Raw genomic sequence first — 21,358 nt, 5'->3', positions numbered from 1 at the left:
TAGTGTAGTGATGGTCATAATGGTAGTCATAGTAGTCTCTATAGGTAAAGGCGAAACGATTCATTATGGAGCAAACGATTTAATGTAGAGTAACCTATTTAGGACAAAATAACTGTTATAGTACGAAATAATTGTTGTAGTACGAAATAACCGCTTTAGTGCGAAATCATCGTTTTAGTACGAAGAAAGCAAGCGGCGAAAAATATAGCAGTAAATTGCTACGCATAACACAGTTATTGTCATGATCATAGGATCAGTACGTTGACCATGTTCAATATTAATTTTAATCCTATGCTGGCATGTTTATCGTTTCGAATTTGAGGCGGATTTAAAATACCATTCATCTTGATCCACATACTCGCATCATTAGCAGGAGGTAAACAATGGATAAAAAAGCGCGTCAAATTTTACTTAAAACATTTTGGGAGAGTAGTGGCTGGAAACCACGTCCAACGGTATTTGCTGGACCTGATTTTGAATATGCGCGTAGTCAGGGGGTTATGTTTGATCCGATTACGATTACATATGATGAATTGCTGCATCGATTGCGTGCTTTGCATGAAGAGATCACACTGGAGCGAGTTAGCGAAGCTTTTTTACATAGTTTGTCGACGCGTAAAGTACATCTGCGCAGTGCGCTATCCAGCTGGGTGTTAACGCGCAAGTTGTTGGCACAGACGGATGGAAGCGAGCGCTGGTCATGGCCACTGGATGAGCATAATATGTATACTATCCCGTTAATTTCGAGTCCGCAGTATAGGGCAGAGGATCTCAATGTACTGAATTTTGAACGGGTTAAATGGGGCGGCATTCGATTATACTGGTTGCTGTATTGCTGGCTGGATCTGGAGCTATGGAGCAAAGAACTACCTGTACATGCTACCAAAGAAGATGCCCACATACTTCAGCAGATGCTAATAGAAGCCACTCGCTGTGAGCCGGGTGATAGTGCCAGAAAGCTAGAGAAGCGCTGGAAAGATCTATTCCCGTCCAATAAAAATGAGCGTGATGTGGTGATGGAGATTTTGGGCCACATCGGTATATTAGCAACGACAGATGCGCCGCGCATTGGCCGTGGGCATGATAGTGATATGGTTTCGGTGGCGACATGGCAAGGACAGGACGGCTATCAGGTGGAAGCGGCGCGCGTGTATTTTGGCAGATGGGGGATAGGCCAATGAATGGGGAATTTCATCAAATGCTGCTGGTAACAGCACTTGGCAATGGCTATTTGATTAGTGGTACAGATCCATCCAGCAAGGAGCTGGAACAGACGAGTACAGTGGAAGTGAGTTTTACCGAGGGAGAAGGTCAGCCGCATTATAGCTGGCGCGATTGGATCGAGCAGCGACGAGCACAAGGGGATCAGCGGCTGATGATGGTTAGTGCAACGATGTCAGGCTCAGAATGGCAGACGAGCGGGTTTGCCGGAGGTGGTGCACCGAGCGCTATCGCTACGTTAGGTACAGATCGTCCGCTGCTATGGCGTCCGGAATGGAAAGTGGAGCGCTGGCGTTCCCAATCGCGCTGGCGCGTCATTTATACCGGGTATGCATATACACCAGCGATGCAGGCAGGTCACCCGTTTATATCGATGAGTGATATGTTTGTACAGCTTGGCAAAGCGCTGTGGCAGATCGGACAGCTGGCGGAAGAGATCGGGGAAAGCTTTTGGAAGCAAAATTTCTTCGATCCAGCGATTGAAATGCTGGACGATCGTACACCGTCTCGCAAGTTTGCCTTTGAGTTGCCGCCGGTGTATACCGATGATTCATGGCGTCTGCTGAATGCGATTTATAAAAGCTGGGTATTTGGCGGTATGGGTTCATGGAATGACGTTCCTCCTTACTCGGCACATGAGAACGGTAAAAGTGACGAGTATGATCGCTGCTCTGGCGAATTGTATGCAGCTTTGCTACAGGGGGCGAGAACAGCGGTAAACTCGGTAATTTTCTAAGTGAAAAAATATCGTTTGAACGAAGCAAAATTGAAGTATCATTTATCGTGAGCAGTGAGCAGTGAGCAGTGAGCAGTGAGCAGTGAGCAGTGAGCAGTGAGCAGTGAGCAGTGAGCAGTTAAGCGTGATGATGTATGAATGGGGAGGATCGAACATGCAATGGGAATCGGTATTTGAGATCGTGTTATCTGCTCATGTAGGAGCGACTGACGAGCAGTTGCATCAGTGGGCGAATGCTTGGAATCGGGCATTAAGCGCGGAGGAGATCAAGCAAGTTCAGGATCAGCAGAGAAATCCATTTCCGCATAACTCTCCGTTATACAGCCAGTATACACCGCTGGATGCAACACATTGGAGCTTTCCACAACAGCCGCTACCTAGCAGCTATCTTCAGCTGCTGCGCTGGTCTAATGGGGGCGAATACCAGACTGGGGCACGTACATTTCAATTGTTCGGCATAAATGAGCTGCGGGAAATGAATCTAACGTATGAAGTCCTTCATTATATGCCAGGTGCGATATCATTCGGTATGGATGGCGGCGGCAACCATTATTTGTTTGATATGCGTAATGACCTGATCGATGGCGAGTATCCGATTTTGCTGGCGAGTTCGGGCAATTTGGATTATGATGATGCGCTTTATGCAGCAGATTCGTTAATGGAGTTGTGCAGTCAGGGTAAGGAACTGGAATAAAGCTATGATATGTAGATGCTAATCTTAGTTAATGACTTTAGCATTTTAGAGTTGGCATCGTATTTCGTTTATAAATGAGAGCGTTATCATAATCCGATCGCTGTTCCGTTTTCATTCGCTCTGTCGTATCGCCTCTGGTATACTGTTAGCATAAATGTGCATATTCATCCTGCCTGATTCCAAGCTCTGTCTATCGAATGTACACAATCCATGTTAAAAGATACATTGTTCTCATATGACAGCCCAATTCTAACTAAAATTAACGAAAAAGGGGTTAGACTTATGTACTCATTATCCGCAGATCAACTGATTGACCGCGAACATCATGCCTGGGATGAAATGATGCAACTGTTTACAGGCGGCAGACATACATACGTTATTTTACCTGTAGATCGAGAGGAAAGTCGACATACACTGGAGCGGTTGCAGATGAGCACGTGTTCGTATCTCGGTGCGATCGCTTATGAAACAGGCGGTGTGCTGGTTGATCACGGTTGGATTAAGCTGCTTGGTTCGGGTGCAGCCGGCATTTACGGCAATTTGTGTTCGTGGAATGGATTGCATGATCAGCCTGTAGTAAAGGAAATCCCAGGTATGCTGACCGTTGCGTATGATGCAGCAGGCGGCTTTTTTGCACTGGATACGGGACGTTTTGGGCAGACCGGACATATTTACTATTTTGCACCGGATACATTGGAATGGGAATCGACCGAGCTGGCTTATTCGGGTTTTATCAACTGGTTGGCGGTAGGTGATTTGCAGCAGTTTTATGATACGTTCCGGTGGGAAGGCTGGCAGCAGGAGTCGGCTCAGCTCGGTGGGGAGCGTGTGTTTTCGTATTATCCGCCACTGTGGACGAAGGAAGGAAGCGGGGCGTCGAGCTATAAGTCGCCTATACCGATCAGTGAAGCGTGGAATTTTGTACTGGAGCAGTTTGAGGATACACAGACGAATCAGAACGAGGTGCCAGCTACCGCAGCGCAGGAGCAGCAGAGTCTGGAACAACATATTGATGTGATCGAGAAGCATTATGGTATCTGTTTTCCGCTCGATTATTTAAATCAGCTCCATGATGCGGTGAAACGAGAGTATCAGTATGCGGATGCAGATGGAAATACCGATTGGAGTATTCATTTTGCGAGGCTGGATGAACGTTTTATTGATAACAATGAGGCACTCGTTGATGAACTGAATCCGAATCCGCAGCGCATTATTCCATTTGCATGGAGCGCGAGCAGTGGGAACTATTATTTATTCGATTATCGTCAGCAACCCGATCAGCCTGCTGTACTGCTCATGGAGCATGAGGAAGCGATCGTGCGTGAGGATGCTGAAGCAGAAGCGGAATACCCAGAGCAGGTGCAGGAAATGCTGGCAGGCAATGTACGTATGATTGCGAATAGTTTTGAAGAATTTATGCTGCATTTAAAGGAGCAGGAGCAAGATTTGCTGTTAGAGGATAAAGAGGAATAGGGCGCAGGGGAGCGGCAAGCCGTAGTTGCCGTGTCGTTGTGAATTATTTGCTAATACGTCTGCTAATACGTCTTATTTATAATAAAAAGAAGCCCGCGACGATATCGCGGGCTTTTCAGCGTAGCAGTGCAGTGTAAACCTGCATCGCACTGAAAGGTGAAACTGAGGATGAAGAAACAGATACAGCTTTATGCATAAGCACACCTGTTACCAGTAGGTATTGTAGACGGATACCTGCTGGATCATTCTATATGTGTTACAAATATAGAATAGGGTGTGGATTTGCCAACATTATAGATTCATTCATAGCTAACATTGCTAGGAATGATCGATTACTCGTTTGGTGAAACGAGGATTTTTACCTGATTTTTCTCTTTCAGCAGTGCTTCAAAGCCTTGCTCCACAATGCTGCTCAGACCGATTCGTTTGGTAACAAGCTTTTCAGGAGCAAAATAACCCTGGCTCATCAGGCTGATGACCGCTGGGAATACATCGCGATAACCGATAATGCCGGTAATATTGCGTTCTTGCATAACGATGCGGTTCGGATGAATCGGCGCTTCTTTTTCAAAAATGCTAACGATCATAATCTGTCCGCTCAGCTTGGTCGATTCGATCGCCTGTGTCAGTACAACCGGTACACCGGTAACTTCGTATGCTACATCAGCCCCGCCATCAGTGAGACGATGAATTTCTTTCACCACGTCCACTTCAGCCGGATTCAAGCCGATCGCGCCAAGCGATTCAGCTGTAGCACGGCGTTCTTCCGACAGCTCAACCGCATAAATATCGGAAGCGCCGGAAGCTTTGAGCGCTTCGATCACCAGCAAACCGATTGGACCTGCGCCAAATACGACTGCACGATCACCGACTTTGAATTGACTTTGACGTACAGCGTACAGTGCAACAGCAGATGGCTCAACTAGTGCGCCCTGTTCAAATGATACGCTATCTGGAATCTGGTGAACCATATGCTCATCAGCAGTTACATATTCGGAGAAGCCGCCGCCACCGCCAGCAAGTCCAAGAAAGCCCATTTTTTCGCACAGATTGTATTTGCCTTGCTTACAGGCTGTACACTGACCGCACGCAAAAATAGGCTCCACTACAACGCGGTCGCCAGTTTGAAAACGAGTTACACCTTCGCCAACTTCAACGACCTGTCCGGAAAATTCGTGTCCCATCACGACCGGAGCTTCTTCACCAGTGAGTGGATGCTTACCGCCCTGTGGAATGAAAATAGGTCCTGCGGCGTACTCATGCAGATCACTACCACAAATGCCGCACCATTGTACTTTAATTTTCACTTTTCCTTTTTGTACATTTGGTTCTTCAATCTGTTCTACACGTAAATCTTTCACACCATGCCATCGCAATGCTTGCATCGAAGTCATCTCCTTATAGGGCTATAAATTGAGTTTGCATCTATGGCTGGAGCAGGTTCAGCTACGACACAGTTGTTGTATTTCAGCCTGTCACATAATGAACATGTCATTATGGCTCAAATGAAATAGTTGAACTGCGGCGACTGAAGATGCTTGAACCAGCGAAATAATAAAACGAAACAGGAAACGTTTCCGAAATAAATCATGTCATATTTTGGCTTCGATGTCAAACGGGTATGGATACAAAAGAAGCGTTTTTATCATAACTCATCTTATAGCCGATAAATGTTAGGTTATGCGTAGTTAAAGCAGATGTATACATGAAATTCGTACCGTATTTTGATTAGATCATACAACTATAGTGATGGATATGGGGCAAATACAGGTAACTAACATTTCCTTTGTGAAATAAAATGTCCGTTTCAAGTATTGCTGAAACGCGAGCACGCTCCATTAACAAACATTTATTGTATGCTATAATGTAAACAAAGCATGAAAATTTCATCTTGATTCGGAAACATTTCCGGTGTGAAGGAGAATTATCCAGCATGGCAGACAAGAAAAAAGTAACGATAGAAGATGTAGCGAGAGAAGCGGGTGTAGGAATCGCTACCGTTTCGCGAGCGCTTAATAATAGTGATGGGATTAGCGCCAAGACGAAAGCGCGCATACTGGACATTGTCGAGCAAATGGGTTTTATCCCCAACACCTCTGCTCAAAGTTTGAAAATCCGACAAACGCGCCAGATTGCGCTTGCGGTGCCCGATATTCGCAATGCGATCATTCCGGATATCGCCTGGTCGGTCGAGCAAGCAGCCAAGCAGCATGGCTACCGTGTCGTGCAAATTAATATGCTCGGCAATGCGCGTCTGGAGATGGAAACACTGCGTGAGGTGAAAAAGCTGCATGTGGATGGATTGGTCATGATGCCACTTGCCTATCCCAAATCATTGGAGCATCTAATCAATCAGTCCAGCCTGCCGATCTCGGTTATTAATTACAGTAAAAAGCTAAGTCCCGACCTGAAAGCAGATATTGTCGGCATGGCCAGACCGGAAGGCAGACTCGTCATGGAACATCTGCTGCAAATCGGACGTACCCGCATCGCTTATGCCGGAGCGCCAAAGGATAAAATTGAAGAGCGCTATCTTGCGTATGAACAGGCATTGCCGCAGGTGGACACATCACTTGTATATTTTGGCGAGGACTTTAATTTTGAGACGGGCAGACAGGCGGCAGATTATTTTTATAATCTTAAACATATGCCAGATGCGATCTATGCGGTCAACGATATGGTTGCCATTGGGATTGTGAATCGTTTTAAAGAATTAGGTGTGCAGGTGCCGGAAGATGTCGCTATTGTTGGCATCGATAATAACCTGTGGACGACGATCACGACGCCGCAGATCAGTTCCGTATCGATTATGGGCGCTGAGGTGGGACGACTTGCCACAGAATTGCTGCTCAAACGTATTCAGTCAACAGATTCCTTGCCGTATGAACGTGTTGAATTCGAGCCGCGTCTTATTGTGCGTGAATCGAGTCTGGCGGCGCGTCGGTATACACATACAGAGGAATAATCATATGGGGAGCAAAGATGATTAGTTCAAAATAGCCTAAGGAGTGCTTACGATGAGATTCGTTATTTTATTCGGGCCACAGGCAGTTGGCAAAATGACGATTGGACAGCAGTTAGCTGCTCAAACAGGGATGAAGCTGTTTCACAACCATATGTCAATTGAGCTGGTCACCGCTTTGTTTGATTATGCATCGCCAGCGGGTCAGCGCTTGATTGGGCTAATTCGGCGTGAGGTATTTGAAGAAGCTTCGCGTATTGAAAATGGCATGACTGGCTTGATTTTCACCTATGTATGGGCATTTGATATGCCCAGTGAGCGCGAATATATCGAGCAGATTAGTGGGCTGTTTCGTGAGCGCGGAGCGGAGATATGCTGGGTTGAACTGGAAGCCGATCTAAATGAACGCTGTCGCCGGAATACGACGGACAATCGACTGCTGCATAAGCCGAGCAAACGCAATATCGAATGGTCGAATAATGAACTGCTGGATAGTCATCGTATTCATCGACTGAACTCATTCCCTGGCGAAATAACAGAGCCGTATTATATGCGCTTGGATACGACTCATATAGAGCCGGATGAAGCAGCAGCGCGTATTATTGCTCATTTTGATATGGACAAGTAGTGTGGCTGTTGTACATAATTTGAACGATGAACGATGAACGATGAACGATGAACGATGAACGATGAACGATGAACGATGAACGATGAACGATGAACGACGAACGACGAATGACAAGTAAACAACCGTTCTTGTAATACGTTATACTACCATAGCACTCCCCATTCAGGCTCGCTATGGCATAATCACCCTCCAGCCATTGCTTCTGTGACCGAACGGCTGGTATACTTTGGATATTCTATTAATGGGGGGTTATGCCGTGGCAATAGCAGTAGCCTTGCTGGATTGCTCGTTCGCTAGAACCGCCTTACGCAGAGCCTAAACGGGGCGAGCTTTTGCGTAGGGCGCGATCAAAACAAGAAAGCTTGATCGCCCTTCATACGTATAGGTTGGACCTATTGCGGCTGTGCACCTTATTGAAGCATCCAATACAAATAAGGGGCTGAAAGCAATGCAAACACCATCTATACTGAAACCATTTATTTATAATCATCAACGGAATGTCATTCAAAAACAAGCCAATTTCCTGCTGAAAACGATGCGCAGCGTAGCCGATCGTAAAGTGCTCGCTACTGTGCGAGATACGGCGGTAAACCATGTCGTCGATGCATTTGGAGCGCTGACAGCGGAGCAGTACGCGTTGTTGGAACAGCTATCTTCCTATGAAGCGGCTCATGAGTTACAGCAATATGTGGATCAACTGGATCGTTATGTGATCCCTTTTCCAGACGTATCACCGCAGCAGGTTCAAAAGCTGTTTCCTAAGGCGAAAAAGCTTAAAGTGCCCGATCTGGCAACGATTGATCTGTTGCATACGACGTATTTACGTTGGATCGATATTGCAACCAATCGGCTGTATATCGTCTATCCTTATGAAGGCACACTGGTGGGCATAGAAGGTCAGATTACACCGATGAACAAAAATGGTTTTTGTATGTTCTGTCATCGGAATCAGGAGCTAGGCTTTTTCAATGTAAAAACGAAAAATGGCGGCTCACCGGACAACTTTTCTTCATTAGGTCAGTACGTCTGCATGGACAATGACGCTTGTAATCATAATATAACGAACACTGTTGCTTTAGAGCGATTCATTCAATCTGCTGGCAAATGATCGATCATCATCGGAAGGGGACTGCTTAGCATAGCAGTCCTTTTCTGGTGCCTGCTATCATGATCAACTACATAACGCATACTATACCAATCAATACGAAATGGAGGGGAAACAATGAAACGCATTCTTATTATAGGCTGCTCTGGCTCGGGCAAATCGACATTAGCTACGCAATTACAACCGATCCTCCATCTACCGCTCATTCATCTGGATCGTTATTACTGGAAACCGAATTGGGAAGCTACAGAGAATGACGAATGGGATCAGCGCGTTCATGAATTTGCCGCAGGTGAAGAATGGATAATCGATGGCAATTATTCCAGAACGATGGATTTGCGCTTGAAGCGTGCCGATCTGATCATCTGGCTGGACATACCCAGGCGAGTCTGTCTGTATCGCGTGATTAAGCGCTGGATACAGTATGATGGCCGAACACGCCCTGATCTGAACGAAGCTTGTCCGGAAAAGATCGATTGGGCTTTTCTACGCTGGGTCTGGAATTATCCTAAACGCACACGTCCTCGTACAATCGCTAAATTACAACAACTCGAGCCACATCAGCAAGTTGTGAGGATTCATAATAATAAGCAGCTGCATACTTTTATCGACCATTTGAAACGACAACATTCAGATTCGTACTAACAGCATTATCGCTCCGATCTATAGATCACCTATAAAATAATTTCAACATAATCTTTTAATGATCACCAACCTAGATTCATATCCAAAATATAGTATAAGTACGATATCTGTCTTTAATGACAATAGCTTATATTTCAAACTTCTCTGTATCTAAAATAACTTCACACTCGCAACACTCGCAGGGTTCAAACTAACACAATTCAGATCAAAAATTCAGCACAAAAAGCCATTCCCGTCACCAACTGGTGATATGGGAATGGCTTTTTGTTTCTACTTTGTACAGCTCTAATCTGATTTTACAGTTCTAATTTTACAATGATGGTAATGGAGCTTTGACATCGTCTGCTTCATCGCGAATATCGCCAACGATTTCCTCCAAAATATCTTCCATCGTGACCAGTCCTGCCATACGTCCGTCAATACCGTTAATTGCTGCAATATGCACACGATGCTTCTGCATGCTAAGCAATACTTCGCGCAGTGACGCCGTCTCTACAAAACGAGGCAACTTATGCAGGAAGCCAGATAAATCGCCGGAACGTCCAGCTGCAATCGCCGTCAACACTTCCTTGCTGTGGATAAATCCAATCAGCTTATTGCTATCCGCAGCCGAAGTGACCGGATAACGTGTATATTCATACTGACTTAAGCGGGACACCAGTTCTGCCTGTGGCAGATCAGCAGCGATCGTAATTACCTTGTTAGCTGGAATCATAATCTCACGCAGTGTACGATCGTCAAATGCGAAAATGTTACGTAAATACGTCTGCTCAGTCTGGTTAATCTGACCGCTCTCATAACTTTGCTCGACCAGCCATTTTAGCTCCTCTTCCGAGTGCACCGTATCATGTCCGGCTGGCTTCACGCCAAACAGACGAAGCAGCAATGTAGCCGAACCATTCAGCAAACGAATAATCGGCGCCATAATACGACCGAAACGATACAGCGAAGGTGCCAGCAAAAGCGTCATACGCTCTGCAAACTGAATCGCCAGCGTTTTCGGCGCAAGCTCACCAATAACGACGTGCAGGAATGTAATGACTGCAAGTGCGATACCGTAAGATAATACGGTAGAAACAGCCGCCGGGACATCAAAACGATCAAAGATCGGATGCAGGATACGCTCTACTGTCGGCTCACCTAATGCACCAAGCACGAGTGCGGTAATCGTAATCCCCAGCTGACAGGCAGACAGATAATAGTCCAGATCAGTAGCGACCTTTTTCGCCATCACTGCCTTTTTATTACCGTCTGCAATCAATTGATCTAAACGGGACATACGCACTTTCAAAATTGCAAATTCCGCACCGACGAAAAAAGCAGTAAGGCCGATAAATACAGCCACGAGAAATAAATTTAATCCAATCGTTCCGTCCAATGATTTCCCTCAGATGAGGGATTCACCTCCATATAATGAGTAGTGGACCGTCCAGCGTTTTTTACTGAACATGTCGGTATAACACGCTAATGAGTAGTCAATTCGTTGTACATAAAATATCGCTTATCCCATCGTAAAATCGGAAGTTTACACGGATTCGCTCACTTGACTGTACGTGAGTGTAACCCATTTGATCTGCAAATCTTCTTTTTCTGTAATCGTCCATAGATGTTCTGGTTGCTCCAGTGTATCGCCTTCGCTAATCTCAGTACCTTTATGATGCACAATCCAGCCACCGATCGTATCGGTATCATGACGATCATCAAAGGTAATACCGAAGCGGCGTTCCAGATCATCCAACAATACACGACCGTTAACTAGATACTGACCTTCACCAACCTGACGAATATCATTCACTTCATCCGCGTCAAATTCATCTCGGATTTCGCCAACTAGCTCTTCCAGCACATCTTCCATCGTTAATAGTCCTGCTGTACCACCGTATTCATCAACTACAAGTGCCATATGCACACGCTTTTGCTGCATTTGTAACATCGCTTCTTGAATCGACAGTGATTCGGCGATATAAGGAAGCGGACGGATGAAATCGTGTAAATTGCGCGTCGTTTGATTGATCAGATGGGGCAGCATTTTTTTGGCGTTAACCATGCCGACAATCTGGTCTTTATCGTCACCTGTCGTGACCGGATAACGCGTGTAATAACTATCATCCAAAATGCCAATGATTTCGTCATAGTTCATATCCCGATCGAGTACGACCATCTGTGTACGTGGAATCATAATATCGCGTGCTACCCGCTCATCGAACGAAAATACATTTTCCATATAAGAGAGCTTCGTTTCGTTAATTTCGCCGCCCTCATAGCTTTGCGTCATAATAATCTTCAATTCGTCTTCCGAATATACCTGTTCATGACCGGCAGGCTTCACACCGAAGGCGCGTAGCAGAACGCGAGACGTTCCGTTCAATGCCCAAATTAGCGGATACATCAGGCGTCCGAACCAGAACAGCGGAGGAGCCAGCAGCAGCGTCATCCGTTCTGAAAACTGGATCGCCAGCGTCTTCGGCGCCATTTCCCCCACGACTACGTGCAGAAACGTAACAAGGAAGAACGCAATCGCATACGATGCGACCGAAGCCGCAGCTGCCGATACGTTAAAAAAGTCAAATACCGGATAAAGCAGCAGCTCGACTGCCGGTTTACCAATTGCACCGAGTCCCAGTGCAGTCACAGTAATACCGAGCTGACAGGCAGACAGGTAGTAGTCCAGATCATGAGCTACTCGTTTGGCAATAACGGCTTTTTTGTTGCCCTCCTGAATTAATTGATCCAGACGCGATGCACGTACTTTGACGACAGCAAACTCAGAAGCAACGAAGAAAGCAGTTAAGGCCAGTAATACAACTAGAACTAACAAATTGATGATCGTTATTAGGTCCAATGATTTCCCTCCAATGAGGGATTCACCTCCACAGATTTAAATGTAAAAAATGAATATTCTAACTACGTCTACATGAAAATACGAACCAATCCGACGGGTAACCATCCCATGTCATAATCGCCTATCCTGTACAACATCCGCATGAAGGAGACAATATGAAGGAATGGAGAAATCAATGAGTATCGCTAACGCCTTCCCAAGTCTGTTGCCTCCTTCCATGAAGTAATTGCTTTATAGTATATCATAAACACAACCGCACCATACAGTAACACGTTATGGTTTTGAAAATTGTCATTTCTGTTGGAGTGTTGGTAAAGATACTGGACGGGTTGAGCGTATAACAAATACACCTTTACCGTGTGTTGGGCTGGTAAAGGTGTGGAGAGTGAAAGTAACTCAAGTGATGAAGATAGCAAAATTGAAATTCGATACATGCTTTGAAAATAGATATGTGGGACATCAAGCACTCCAGCAAGGAATAAGGGGACGGACTCCGGTCTCGCACAGGAATCTATAGAGTAGAAGTAAATGGTAGATTCCCGTGCTCAAAGAGGAGAGATATTTTGCTAAAGCAAAAATCACTTTTCATTGAACCTCGTGTTAGGAGATCGCTAACACTAGAAGTCGTCCTTACCTCTTATTTCCTTGCCTCCGTTCTGTGTATTTTACCTCTATCAAATAGTTTTGATGTTATATATCTTATTTTCTTATTCTTTTTTGAATTTTTGTCCAGTGTCTTTTAGTTTGTCCCGCTATTTTACTTTCTATTCCTGATATTTCAGAAAAAATAGAATGAGCTTTTCGAGAATAAGTAATAAAATTTCCATAGCCTTTATAATTAATTCCTAAATGTGTGTAAAGAGAATAAAGTTTTCTTCTGCCTACTTTACGTTTAATTTTTCTTTCAAAATAATAACTAGCATTATTTATAGATTTAATTTTCTTATAAGCACGGTGATAATATTTATAGAGACTTTTTTCTCTTATTTGAACTTTTTTACCATCAAATGAGAAGCCTAGATAATCTAATTTTCCAAGCTTTGAGCAGTCCGAATTAATATATATATTCTGATCGATATAGTAAAGTGAACTTGTTTTTCCTTCTCCCACATCTACTTTATTTTCTTTGATAATAGTTCGTATGTTATTTTCATGTGTTAGATCAAAAATGCTATTAGGAAGTATTAATATTATGTCATCACTGTATCGTCTATAAATTCCCCCATACGCCTGTGCATATTGATTCAAAGCAACATCTAAGTCAATTGCATATACGTTAGCTAAAACAGCGCTTATAGCTGTACCTTGAGGAATACCTTTATTTGTAGTATTCCTATTAATTTTTACTTTTTTTCGAAATTTTCTAAATTGTTGAGGTGTATAATAACGTTCTTTATTAGTTTTGCTTCTTTTTTGTCCGTCTTTTTCTTCTAAATCTTTTAGTACTATTTCTTTTTTTACCCATGAAAATTTAGTGATATGTCTGAATATATTCCACCAATCGTCTGGCAAAGTTAAACCACAATTGAGAGTTTCTATAAGTTTTTGTTTTAAAATCGTGTGGTTAAGATTATCAAAATATTTTGAGAAATCTGAAACAAATATAAATGCTTCTTTTTGCTGCGACAAAAAACTTATTACTTCGGCAGAAAAGTGAATATTATTTTGTCCTCTTCGATTATTTCGATAGGCTAGAGAAACATAATCTATATTCTTTTTGCCACATATCAAATTATATTTGTTATTAAGAATCTCGCCGTAATACCTAAATATGTAACCATCCATATGACTTGCATAATAAATTTCTCTTGTTTTGGGGTCGGAAAGTTTCTTTTCTTTAGTAACCTTATCTTGGGTAAACTTACGAGTGGTTTTAGTATAATTAATAAATGGATAAAAACTGTGGGATTTTATATAATGAGGGTCTTGTAAATTTTTCTGTACTTGGGTAGTGATTTTTAGTTGTGAATCAAAATGGGGAAATGGTTTAAGTGGATATTTAATTTTATGTTTATTATTCATAAGTTTGAGTGAGCTTAAGAGGCATATAATTGCAGTCATTAAATCCTCTTAAGCATGAACCCTTTCCGTGCATATGCACGACTGCATTTTCATTACTCTGGTACACTATAAGTAAAGTGTCATGGAATGGAGATGATTCAATGTTAATCAAAGCATCTGTGATTCTGTCAGTTATCTCGGTCCTCAGTCATTGGTTGGCTGGCTTACTAAGAATGCTTGACAAGAATTCATCCATTTCCCTAAAACCTATTTGTTTTAGGCAAACTAATTATACTATTATCAATAATGTTAATTCAACTAATTTATTTAAATTGAAGGTTAGTAAATTATTAAATAGCTTATAAATTAACCGAATCATTTAATATCAATTGCATCAAACGATAAATCTCCCTCGTCGTGTTCACATTGCGAATCGTCATATAACGATACAGCTTGGAGCTGACCAGCTTATTCATTCCACTCTGAGCAGCATGTTCACGCGGAATGCTCAGTAGCACGGCACCAGGGATATAGTGGACAGTGCCCATATTGGGCTGGAGTGGTAGCTGCTCGATGATCGACGAATCGTCAATCGTATCCCATAGAAATAGCACATCACTTTTCATCTGATCGTCGTTCGTCCAATCTTCCGGTAATGCTTCGATCACCGCTGTGATTTCAATAAGATTACGAATCATGACAGGAATTTCAAGTGAAAATGCTTCAAGAATTTTGCGCTGGAGTATGGCGGGTAGCTCATGCTGTGGCAGCTCGCTTGCAAAGATAATATTGCCTGAATTGATGTACGTAATAACCTGTGTCATCCCTGCTTGTTCAAAAGCTTGCTTGAGCTGCTTCATGTTGATCTTATTTTTACCGCCTACATTGATGCCACGCAATAGAGCTACATAGATCATGAACTAGACCTCATTTCAGATGGAGTCGAACAGCAGAGCAGTAATTAATAGTTATAACTATATAGCATGGCAATCTAGCTTTCCCAGCGTAGTGATAAATACAGCAGTAATTGGTGAGTAGCTGGTTCACCTAGCAGTTCATTCAGCTTCGGCTCGATCGCTTCCATGTATTGCGGCTTAACTTCAAATGTATCTTCGTCTTGAATTTCTCCATCCAGCGCTGTCGCTGCTTCGATCAGAATTGTCAGTGCCGCGAAGAACTCTGCCAGCGATGCTGCTGCAAGTGCAGGCTTACCCGTGTCATACGCGACATAGATGGGTGTGCCGGGTGCAGACGTATCGGCAATGACGGGATCATCATTAAACGTAGCGATGACAACATACTCAGCACGCCAATTTTCCGATTCCTGTAGCTGATCCGGATCGCCCATCCCCACCCAGCGACGTCCTAATTGTAAATCATATAGATCCTCTGGAGCGGCAAAGAAAAGCAGGATACCGTCCCCGATTAAGACTGCCGCATTTTTCCGTGGATTCGCTCCGGGTTCCTTAGGATCGATCATCTCATAATGACTGTACCAGTATGTCAGCTCAGCGGAGAGCGGAATACGCTCATCGCTCTGAAAGGATGCAGCTTCTGTAAGAGCGACAATCCCATTTCCTTTAAATAATCCATACTTCTCATTGTATAGCTGATGCTGCTGAACAAAGGCAGAAGCAGCATCCTGTAGTGTCAACTGATTCATAATGGGACTCACTCCTTCGCCATAGATAGGATTATTTAGCCATAGACATCGTTGTACGGTTTATATTGGGTTAAATGTATTGGCAATTCTCGTCTCAAAATTTCAGTTTTCGCTTGCTATAACTTACGACTGTTCCGAACGTAATTGCTCCACAAATTTCGCATATTTATTCTGTTTGTTACCTTTGCCGAAAATCAAGTACAATAGCTGCTCACGTTCATAGGACTCATACTGTTGTAGCTGACGATCCAGTTCAACTGCCAGTTCGGGTTGCTCAAAATAGTCCGCCAGCCCTTTAACCGGCTTAGCGGATTGACCGCTCCCAGCGAGCGTGATCAGCAGAACCGGCACTAGTTCCGAAGCCAGTGGATACGTATCGATAAATGCCGTTACAAATCCATCATGCGCAGATTGATGCTCCGTATCGACAAGCCGCATATAATCGATCAATAGCGGAAAATACTGCTGATCCTGTAATGCAAGCCCCAGCACTGCATATGTGCCTGTCATGACTGATTTCTCACCAGGTTCCACATCGTTATAAAAGGCAAATTCCTTCATCGCCAGCCGTGCATAGTGTTCCAGCAAAGGGTGCAGCTCTCGATATTGCAGTGCATTGGCAAAAAAGCGATGTAGCGCTGATCTGGCAAGTGCTCGGACAGGAAGGAAGCACTTGATCTTGCTACCACTGAGCTTAAGTGTATACTCAACCGGGAAACCGTGCTGTAACAGATCACAGATGTATTGCAAACTATCCCGATAGCTATCGACTGTATCACCGGTTAATTTCAACTGAATCGTTTGCAAAATATCGTTTGCCTGTCCAAGCAAATGGGGTGTTTTGCGCTTACTTTCGATCTGTCCGCTGCCTTCTTTTAGAAACTGGATCGCCTGCTGCGAGCCAAGCTGAGCCGCACATTCCAAAAACTTCTGCCGCGTATACGTATCCTCACCGCCAATACGTAGTGCCGCATACACAAACAGTTCCAGTTGCTGTTCATCTGGCTGCGGACGCTGGTTCGCCGGCTTGAGTGGTAAATGGTACATATCGTCATCTGCAACATAAGGTGGCAGGAACTGCTCCTGCGCCCAAAATTTAAGCCCCATCCGCAAACTGCGTTTCCATTCCGCAAATAGCTTCGGTATAACACCCAGCTTCCGATCGGTTTGCTCACAAAGCTGGATGCGCTCTGCTGTCGATACAGGATTCACATCGGCATTGAGCACCAAGCGGCTATAAAAGAACAGATCGTTCTGCGCTGGATAATGGGGAAGAGGGGAAGCGATTTTATCAGCGATGAATTGCTGGAACACACGCTGAAGCTGTTCCAATTTAAACTGGTTGATCCAATTTTCCTGTGCCTCCAGATGATCCTTCACCTGCTCACGCTCGATCCATAGTCGGAACTCTAACCGATAATCGAAAAAGTGATCTCCATAGTGATCAGCTTCAAACGCAGCTCGTACACGCTGCCCCAGCGCAGGCCACCATTCGTACAGTAACTGTTCATCGGTAAGCTCGGTCAGATCCACCTCAGATTCCCATGTGTACGCGCTATCGCTCCATGAAAAAGGACGATCAATCTCTACAAACATTAGCCCTGCGCTGCTGCTGAATTTGCCTTTGCGATAACCAAAACGAATATAGTCATGCGGCCCTGCCTGTAGTTTACTTCGCTCACCGATCTCTTCCAAACGTTGTTGCTCGCGGCGACAAATCTGTTCGAGCTGTGCCCAACACTCCGTGAGTAGAAGGGTTACTGCTTCATTCATGAATAAACGCCCCTTTATATTATTCATATCGTTCATCAGCAGGTCATGCATTGCGCATTAGCATAGCTGATTTGTGATATATACGGTTCAGCTAATTTGTATCATTTATTGTAAATGTAGCCACTGAGGGTATACACACCACTCAATCTATAATATGTGTCTCTACAAATGTAAGAAAATCGCGCTGCATCGAGCCAAGTGTCAGGATCGTCCACATGATCTGGAATCGCCAGCTCGATCCGTTTACTTTAAACGACCATACCGCTCCCAGACCAACGCCAGATTTGAACTTCTGCTCTTGCAGATCGGCGATGGCGAGTTCGGATTGATGTACGACACGAGTAGAGAATAGATTTAGAAACAGAACGACCAGCTTTTCCTGATTTACGAGCAATAGGGCGCGAGTCGAATACGTATGCAGATGCTGTGGTGTCGCATAGCACATCAGCATACCTGGCTCACGATATGGCTCCGCCAGTCGGTTCAGTGCTTTTTTTCTAATGAATAGCATGTTGTGTGACCTCTCTTATGTAGGATAGTTGGATCATATATTCCTCATCAGTATACTAAATTTTGCCTGTAATCTGTAATAGGTGGCGTGGATAGCATCACCATTCTATAAAACTGTGCACATCGATACTCGCGTGAATGAGCAATGAATGAGCAGTGGATGAGCAATAAGAGAGCGGTGATAGCACGATAAAAGAGCAATAAACAAACAATAAACAAACAATAAAAAACAGTAATAGAGCAACAATAGCATAGCAAAAAGCCGCTCCTTTCAACGAAGCGGCTTCGAAAAAGTATATTTTAACTGTGACGCAAAACGACGATTTTGTTTAAAGCGTAGGCTATAGCCTATAAAGTGCCTGCTATAATTTACGCTACAGTTACGGTAGAAGAGGAATCGGGTTGAGCTACAGAGGTGCTATTCTGCTTACGACTCATAGTAGCATCCGCCTTCAGCTGGGGTGAAGCAGCAGTTGCTTTTGCCTGCGCATGATCTTCAGTCAGTACAAGATCATTCAATCCTTTAAACAAAACTTCAAGCTCGGCAAAGCTATTGACCATCTGTTGTGTCAAATGTTGCTGTTGCTCCATGCTTGCGAGAATTTCTTCAGCCGCTGCGCTTGATTGCTGGGTCATGCTGGAAATTTCGGTCACCTCATTCACTACACGTGACGATGAATCTTTCATCGTAGCCGAACTGCTCTCAATATCGGCGGCCTGGCTTAATACTTGCTGGGAACTCGTATTCACATCGCGGAATACATCAGCAGCAGATTGTACCGATATGCGACCTTCTTCCAGTGAGCTTTGAATACTATTAAAACGTTCGTTCAGATCGCGTGTACGAGCTTGCAGACGACTCAGAATTTCTGCAATATGCGTTGCGGATTGCCCTGAACTTTCTGCCAGCTTGCGCACTTCATCAGCGACTACGGCAAAGCCTTTGCCATGTTCACCAGCACGAGCCGATTCAATCGCTGCATTTAATGCGAGCAGGTTGGTCTGGCGTGCAATATCAGAAATGCTGTTTAGCATCGAACTCATCGACTGGCTTTCTTCATTGAACTTGTGCATATCCTGAGTTGCCTGATTGGTCATGTCATGCAGTTGACCCATCTGTGCGTTCAACTGCTCCATCCGCTGGCTACCGGATTCTGTACTGGTCGTCATCGTATCGGATAACTGCTTCATCTGGTAGGAGTATGCGGCCACATCCTGAATATGACGATCCGATACAGACAGCGATTCGGAAATTTCAAATACATTGCTGGCCTGTTGTTCCACACTGCGAGCGACTTGATTGAAGCCGGCAGTGACTTCGGTCGTGATCGTTCCCGTCTCATTCACCTTTTGCTTAAGCTGCTCGGTAAAGCGAGCTAGACCGCTCACCGACTGCTTCACCTGCTGCATCACAAGCTCCATCCGTGACTGAGATTGTTCAATTTCCACGCGGCGAACTTCACTCGCATGAAACAGCTTCCGATTGACATTAGATACCATAATGAAAATAATACCTGCCACCAAAAACATACTCAGGTTGATCAGATCCGTCATGACAAGTGTTGGTGTAGCTTCCGGAGCAACAATCGTGTGCAAAATAAAATAAACGAGCAAGGTCGAAAATGCAGTATTATAATAGCGGCTGTTCGGATAAAGCAGGAGCGGAGCAATAATCAGCAAGCCTTGCATCGTGCTAATCGATTCCAGACTTACATAAATACCGCTCGCAATGATGCTCACCGTCACAAACCACGGGATGAAATGGACTCCTCTTTTAGCAATCGTTAAGCCAGTAATAAGTAGTGCGACGATAATAGAAAGAAGAGTGGATATCCATAAAGTTGGAATCAGGAATGTAATGCCTGCACTAATGGCGGTAATGGCCCATAGCATATAGTTAATTAATTTGTTACGTTGCCAGAGGATCTCGGTGTTAGGGTTATTCATGTGTAGGTTGTCCTTTCTGTAAGTACGGTTAGGATGAAGTGGCTAGTGTGCTTAAAAAGGTGATTTAGCTACTGGTTTGATAAAATAGGTATATAGTAGCAATATCAACTAAATTTATATCGGACATAATTCCTAAAAATGAATAGATTATCAAAATTAGTTACTTAGTAGAAAATATGTTATCTAATGTGATTGAAAAGTAAGATTTTTGTTGCGATTAAATGGATATTCTTTTACGATAAAGTAAGCTGTGTAGCTATATAGCAAGCAATTGTTTTGAAATATATTTCGTTTAGGATAAGGAGTGTATATGTGGTTAAAAGACCGTGGATGATAACATTACTTTCGATCGTTCTTATGGCAAGCTCAGCGCTTCGGCTGATTCTTTATCTGCTTATACTGATACAGTCGTCTCTTACTCAAGGAACATCTAGCGAAGTCATTTCATCTGCTTTAACCATTACCATTATACTGGCTGGCGCATGTGTCTTATTAGCAGGTGGCGTATTATGCTTTATGGGGATAAACCTGGGCCGCTGGCTTATTATTGGTTGGGCCATCGTTGCGTTCATATTGCATCAGGATTATGTGATCTTTAGAATAGTTTGGTTGATTGTTGGTCTACTTATGCTATTCAACAAACCAGCCAATCGATTTTTTCGAGCTAAACGGGCAAAGCTAAGTTACCTGGAAGAAGTTCATTAACAGCTAACTTCATACATATCAACAATGAAAAAGGCTCTTTCACAGTGGCATAGGTATATGCTCTACTATGAAGAGTCTTTTTGTTTTTGATTGTATTATGGTACGTTCAAGTTACGCCTATATGGAAATAGCTCAATGTTGCAGGGATGTGTTTTTATTAGGCCATGTATGTAAACTGTTGTTGCTAGGATAGATACCACTCTAAGAGGGGATAAGCGGACGTCCCTCGGTCTTGCACAGGAATCTACGAAGTAGGAGATCATGGTAGATCTCGTGCTCAGAAGAGGAAAGATATATAGCTTTCGCAAAAATCACTTTTTCATTACACCCTGTCACCCTATGTTAGAAAATCGCTAACACTGGAAGTCGTCTTGTTCCCCTATATCCTTTACTCCATTCTTTACTGTTCAAGCCAGGGCATACTATGACTTGGATCATGCTCCATGTAAAATA

At 43.9% G+C, this 21,358-nt stretch carries 18 protein-coding genes; 9 read left to right on the top strand and 9 right to left on the bottom strand.

Annotated elements, in window-relative coordinates:
• Window positions 1–383 precede the first annotated feature (383 nt).
• The 4 genes from AAHF22_RS14830 (at window position 384) to AAHF22_RS14815 (ending at window position 4,124) form a co-directional block, all read left to right on the top strand.
• On the top strand, window positions 384–1,181 hold the full coding sequence (locus tag AAHF22_RS14830) for a hypothetical protein (protein ID WP_347325799.1): 798 nt from the start codon (window positions 384–386) through the stop codon (window positions 1,179–1,181).
• Complete coding sequence (locus tag AAHF22_RS14825; RefSeq protein WP_347325798.1) at window positions 1,178–1,957, top strand: hypothetical protein; 780 nt, start codon at window positions 1,178–1,180, stop codon at window positions 1,955–1,957. The genes AAHF22_RS14830 and AAHF22_RS14825 overlap by 4 nt, the downstream gene beginning before the upstream one ends.
• Before the next feature lie 154 nt (window positions 1,958–2,111).
• A complete protein-coding gene (locus tag AAHF22_RS14820; RefSeq protein WP_347325797.1) occupies window positions 2,112–2,651 on the top strand; it encodes an SMI1/KNR4 family protein in 540 nt (179 codons plus the stop codon).
• A gap of 282 nt (window positions 2,652–2,933) precedes the next feature.
• On the top strand, window positions 2,934–4,124 hold the full coding sequence (locus AAHF22_RS14815) for a DUF2625 family protein (RefSeq protein ID WP_347325796.1): 1,191 nt from the start codon (window positions 2,934–2,936) through the stop codon (window positions 4,122–4,124).
• Window positions 4,125–4,456: 332 nt separating this feature from the next.
• Here the strand turns inward: AAHF22_RS14815 and AAHF22_RS14810 are convergent, their stop codons facing one another.
• On the bottom strand, window positions 4,457–5,509 hold the full coding sequence (locus tag AAHF22_RS14810) for a 2,3-butanediol dehydrogenase (RefSeq protein ID WP_347325795.1): 1,053 nt from the start codon (window positions 5,507–5,509) through the stop codon (window positions 4,457–4,459).
• 548 nt (window positions 5,510–6,057) lie between these two features.
• Between AAHF22_RS14810 and AAHF22_RS14805 the strand changes: the two genes are divergently transcribed.
• From AAHF22_RS14805 to AAHF22_RS14790, 4 genes are all read left to right on the top strand, one after another.
• Window positions 6,058–7,089, top strand: a complete 1,032-nt coding sequence (locus tag AAHF22_RS14805) for a LacI family DNA-binding transcriptional regulator (RefSeq protein WP_347325794.1) — start codon at window positions 6,058–6,060, stop codon at window positions 7,087–7,089.
• A 52-nt stretch (window positions 7,090–7,141) separates the two neighbouring features.
• On the top strand, window positions 7,142–7,714 hold the full coding sequence (locus AAHF22_RS14800; RefSeq protein WP_347325793.1) for a P-loop nucleotide/nucleoside kinase family protein: 573 nt from the start codon (window positions 7,142–7,144) through the stop codon (window positions 7,712–7,714).
• 463 nt (window positions 7,715–8,177) lie between these two features.
• Window positions 8,178–8,822 (top strand): FusB/FusC family EF-G-binding protein, encoded by a 645-nt coding sequence (locus tag AAHF22_RS14795; protein ID WP_371834076.1) that lies wholly within the window; start codon window positions 8,178–8,180, stop codon window positions 8,820–8,822.
• Window positions 8,823–8,936: 114 nt separating this feature from the next.
• On the top strand, window positions 8,937–9,464 hold the full coding sequence (locus AAHF22_RS14790; protein WP_347325791.1) for a DNA topology modulation protein: 528 nt from the start codon (window positions 8,937–8,939) through the stop codon (window positions 9,462–9,464).
• 310 nt (window positions 9,465–9,774) lie between these two features.
• Here the strand turns inward: AAHF22_RS14790 and AAHF22_RS14785 are convergent, their stop codons facing one another.
• From AAHF22_RS14785 to AAHF22_RS14750, 8 genes are all read right to left on the bottom strand, one after another.
• Window positions 9,775–10,842: a hemolysin family protein gene (locus AAHF22_RS14785; protein WP_347325790.1), complete on the bottom strand. Its 1,068-nt coding sequence runs from the start codon at window positions 10,840–10,842 to the stop codon at window positions 9,775–9,777.
• A gap of 147 nt (window positions 10,843–10,989) precedes the next feature.
• The gene (locus AAHF22_RS14780; protein ID WP_347325789.1) at window positions 10,990–12,306 is read right to left on the bottom strand and encodes a hemolysin family protein; all 1,317 of its coding nucleotides are present in this window, start codon (window positions 12,304–12,306) and stop codon (window positions 10,990–10,992) included.
• 699 nt (window positions 12,307–13,005) lie between these two features.
• Complete coding sequence (locus AAHF22_RS14775) at window positions 13,006–14,367, bottom strand: RNA-dependent RNA polymerase family protein (RefSeq protein WP_347325788.1); 1,362 nt, start codon at window positions 14,365–14,367, stop codon at window positions 13,006–13,008.
• Between the two features lie 299 nt (window positions 14,368–14,666).
• Window positions 14,667–15,224: a DUF1697 domain-containing protein gene (locus AAHF22_RS14770; RefSeq protein ID WP_347325787.1), complete on the bottom strand. Its 558-nt coding sequence runs from the start codon at window positions 15,222–15,224 to the stop codon at window positions 14,667–14,669.
• A gap of 74 nt (window positions 15,225–15,298) precedes the next feature.
• Window positions 15,299–15,970, bottom strand: a complete 672-nt coding sequence (locus AAHF22_RS14765; protein ID WP_347325786.1) for a hypothetical protein — start codon at window positions 15,968–15,970, stop codon at window positions 15,299–15,301.
• Window positions 15,971–16,093: 123 nt separating this feature from the next.
• Window positions 16,094–17,743, bottom strand: coding sequence for a DUF6138 family protein (locus AAHF22_RS14760; protein WP_347325785.1), 1,650 nt, complete (start codon window positions 17,741–17,743; stop codon window positions 16,094–16,096).
• A gap of 142 nt (window positions 17,744–17,885) precedes the next feature.
• Entirely contained in the window at window positions 17,886–18,254 is a 369-nt protein-coding gene (locus tag AAHF22_RS14755) for a hypothetical protein (protein ID WP_347325784.1), read from the bottom strand.
• Between the two features lie 368 nt (window positions 18,255–18,622).
• Window positions 18,623–20,200: a methyl-accepting chemotaxis protein gene (locus AAHF22_RS14750; protein ID WP_347325783.1), complete on the bottom strand. Its 1,578-nt coding sequence runs from the start codon at window positions 20,198–20,200 to the stop codon at window positions 18,623–18,625.
• A 312-nt stretch (window positions 20,201–20,512) separates the two neighbouring features.
• Between AAHF22_RS14750 and AAHF22_RS14745 the strand changes: the two genes are divergently transcribed.
• Window positions 20,513–20,905, top strand: a complete 393-nt coding sequence (locus AAHF22_RS14745; RefSeq protein ID WP_347325782.1) for a hypothetical protein — start codon at window positions 20,513–20,515, stop codon at window positions 20,903–20,905.
• The last annotated feature ends 453 nt before the right edge of the window (window positions 20,906–21,358 follow it).

Source organism: Paenibacillus wenxiniae (assembly GCF_039822605.1).
Taxonomy (GTDB): Bacteria; Bacillota; Bacilli; order Paenibacillales; family Paenibacillaceae; genus Saccharibacillus; species Saccharibacillus wenxiniae.
This window is presented reverse-complemented; position numbering and strand designations above follow the sequence as displayed.

Bases quoted from the DNA above. Each gene is read 5' to 3' on its own strand.
- AAHF22_RS14830 (WP_347325799.1), top strand. From the start codon at position 384: ATGGATAAAAAAGCGCGTCAAATTTTACTTAAAACATTTTGGGAGAGT.
- AAHF22_RS14825 (WP_347325798.1), top strand. From the start codon at position 1,178: ATGAATGGGGAATTTCATCAAATGCTGCTGGTAACAGCACTTGGCAAT.
- AAHF22_RS14820 (WP_347325797.1), top strand. From the start codon at position 2,112: ATGCAATGGGAATCGGTATTTGAGATCGTGTTATCTGCTCATGTAGGA.
- AAHF22_RS14815 (WP_347325796.1), top strand. From the start codon at position 2,934: ATGTACTCATTATCCGCAGATCAACTGATTGACCGCGAACATCATGCC.
- AAHF22_RS14810 (WP_347325795.1), bottom strand. From the start codon at position 5,509: ATGCAAGCATTGCGATGGCATGGTGTGAAAGATTTACGTGTAGAACAG.
- AAHF22_RS14805 (WP_347325794.1), top strand. From the start codon at position 6,058: ATGGCAGACAAGAAAAAAGTAACGATAGAAGATGTAGCGAGAGAAGCG.
- AAHF22_RS14800 (WP_347325793.1), top strand. From the start codon at position 7,142: ATGAGATTCGTTATTTTATTCGGGCCACAGGCAGTTGGCAAAATGACG.
- AAHF22_RS14790 (WP_347325791.1), top strand. From the start codon at position 8,937: ATGAAACGCATTCTTATTATAGGCTGCTCTGGCTCGGGCAAATCGACA.
- AAHF22_RS14775 (WP_347325788.1), bottom strand. From the start codon at position 14,367: ATGACTGCAATTATATGCCTCTTAAGCTCACTCAAACTTATGAATAAT.
- AAHF22_RS14770 (WP_347325787.1), bottom strand. From the start codon at position 15,224: ATGATCTATGTAGCTCTATTGCGTGGCATCAATGTAGGCGGTAAAAAT.
- AAHF22_RS14765 (WP_347325786.1), bottom strand. From the start codon at position 15,970: ATGAATCAGTTGACACTACAGGATGCTGCTTCTGCCTTTGTTCAGCAG.
- AAHF22_RS14760 (WP_347325785.1), bottom strand. From the start codon at position 17,743: ATGAATGAAGCAGTAACCCTTCTACTCACGGAGTGTTGGGCACAGCTC.
- AAHF22_RS14755 (WP_347325784.1), bottom strand. From the start codon at position 18,254: ATGCTATTCATTAGAAAAAAAGCACTGAACCGACTGGCGGAGCCATAT.
- AAHF22_RS14750 (WP_347325783.1), bottom strand. From the start codon at position 20,200: ATGAATAACCCTAACACCGAGATCCTCTGGCAACGTAACAAATTAATT.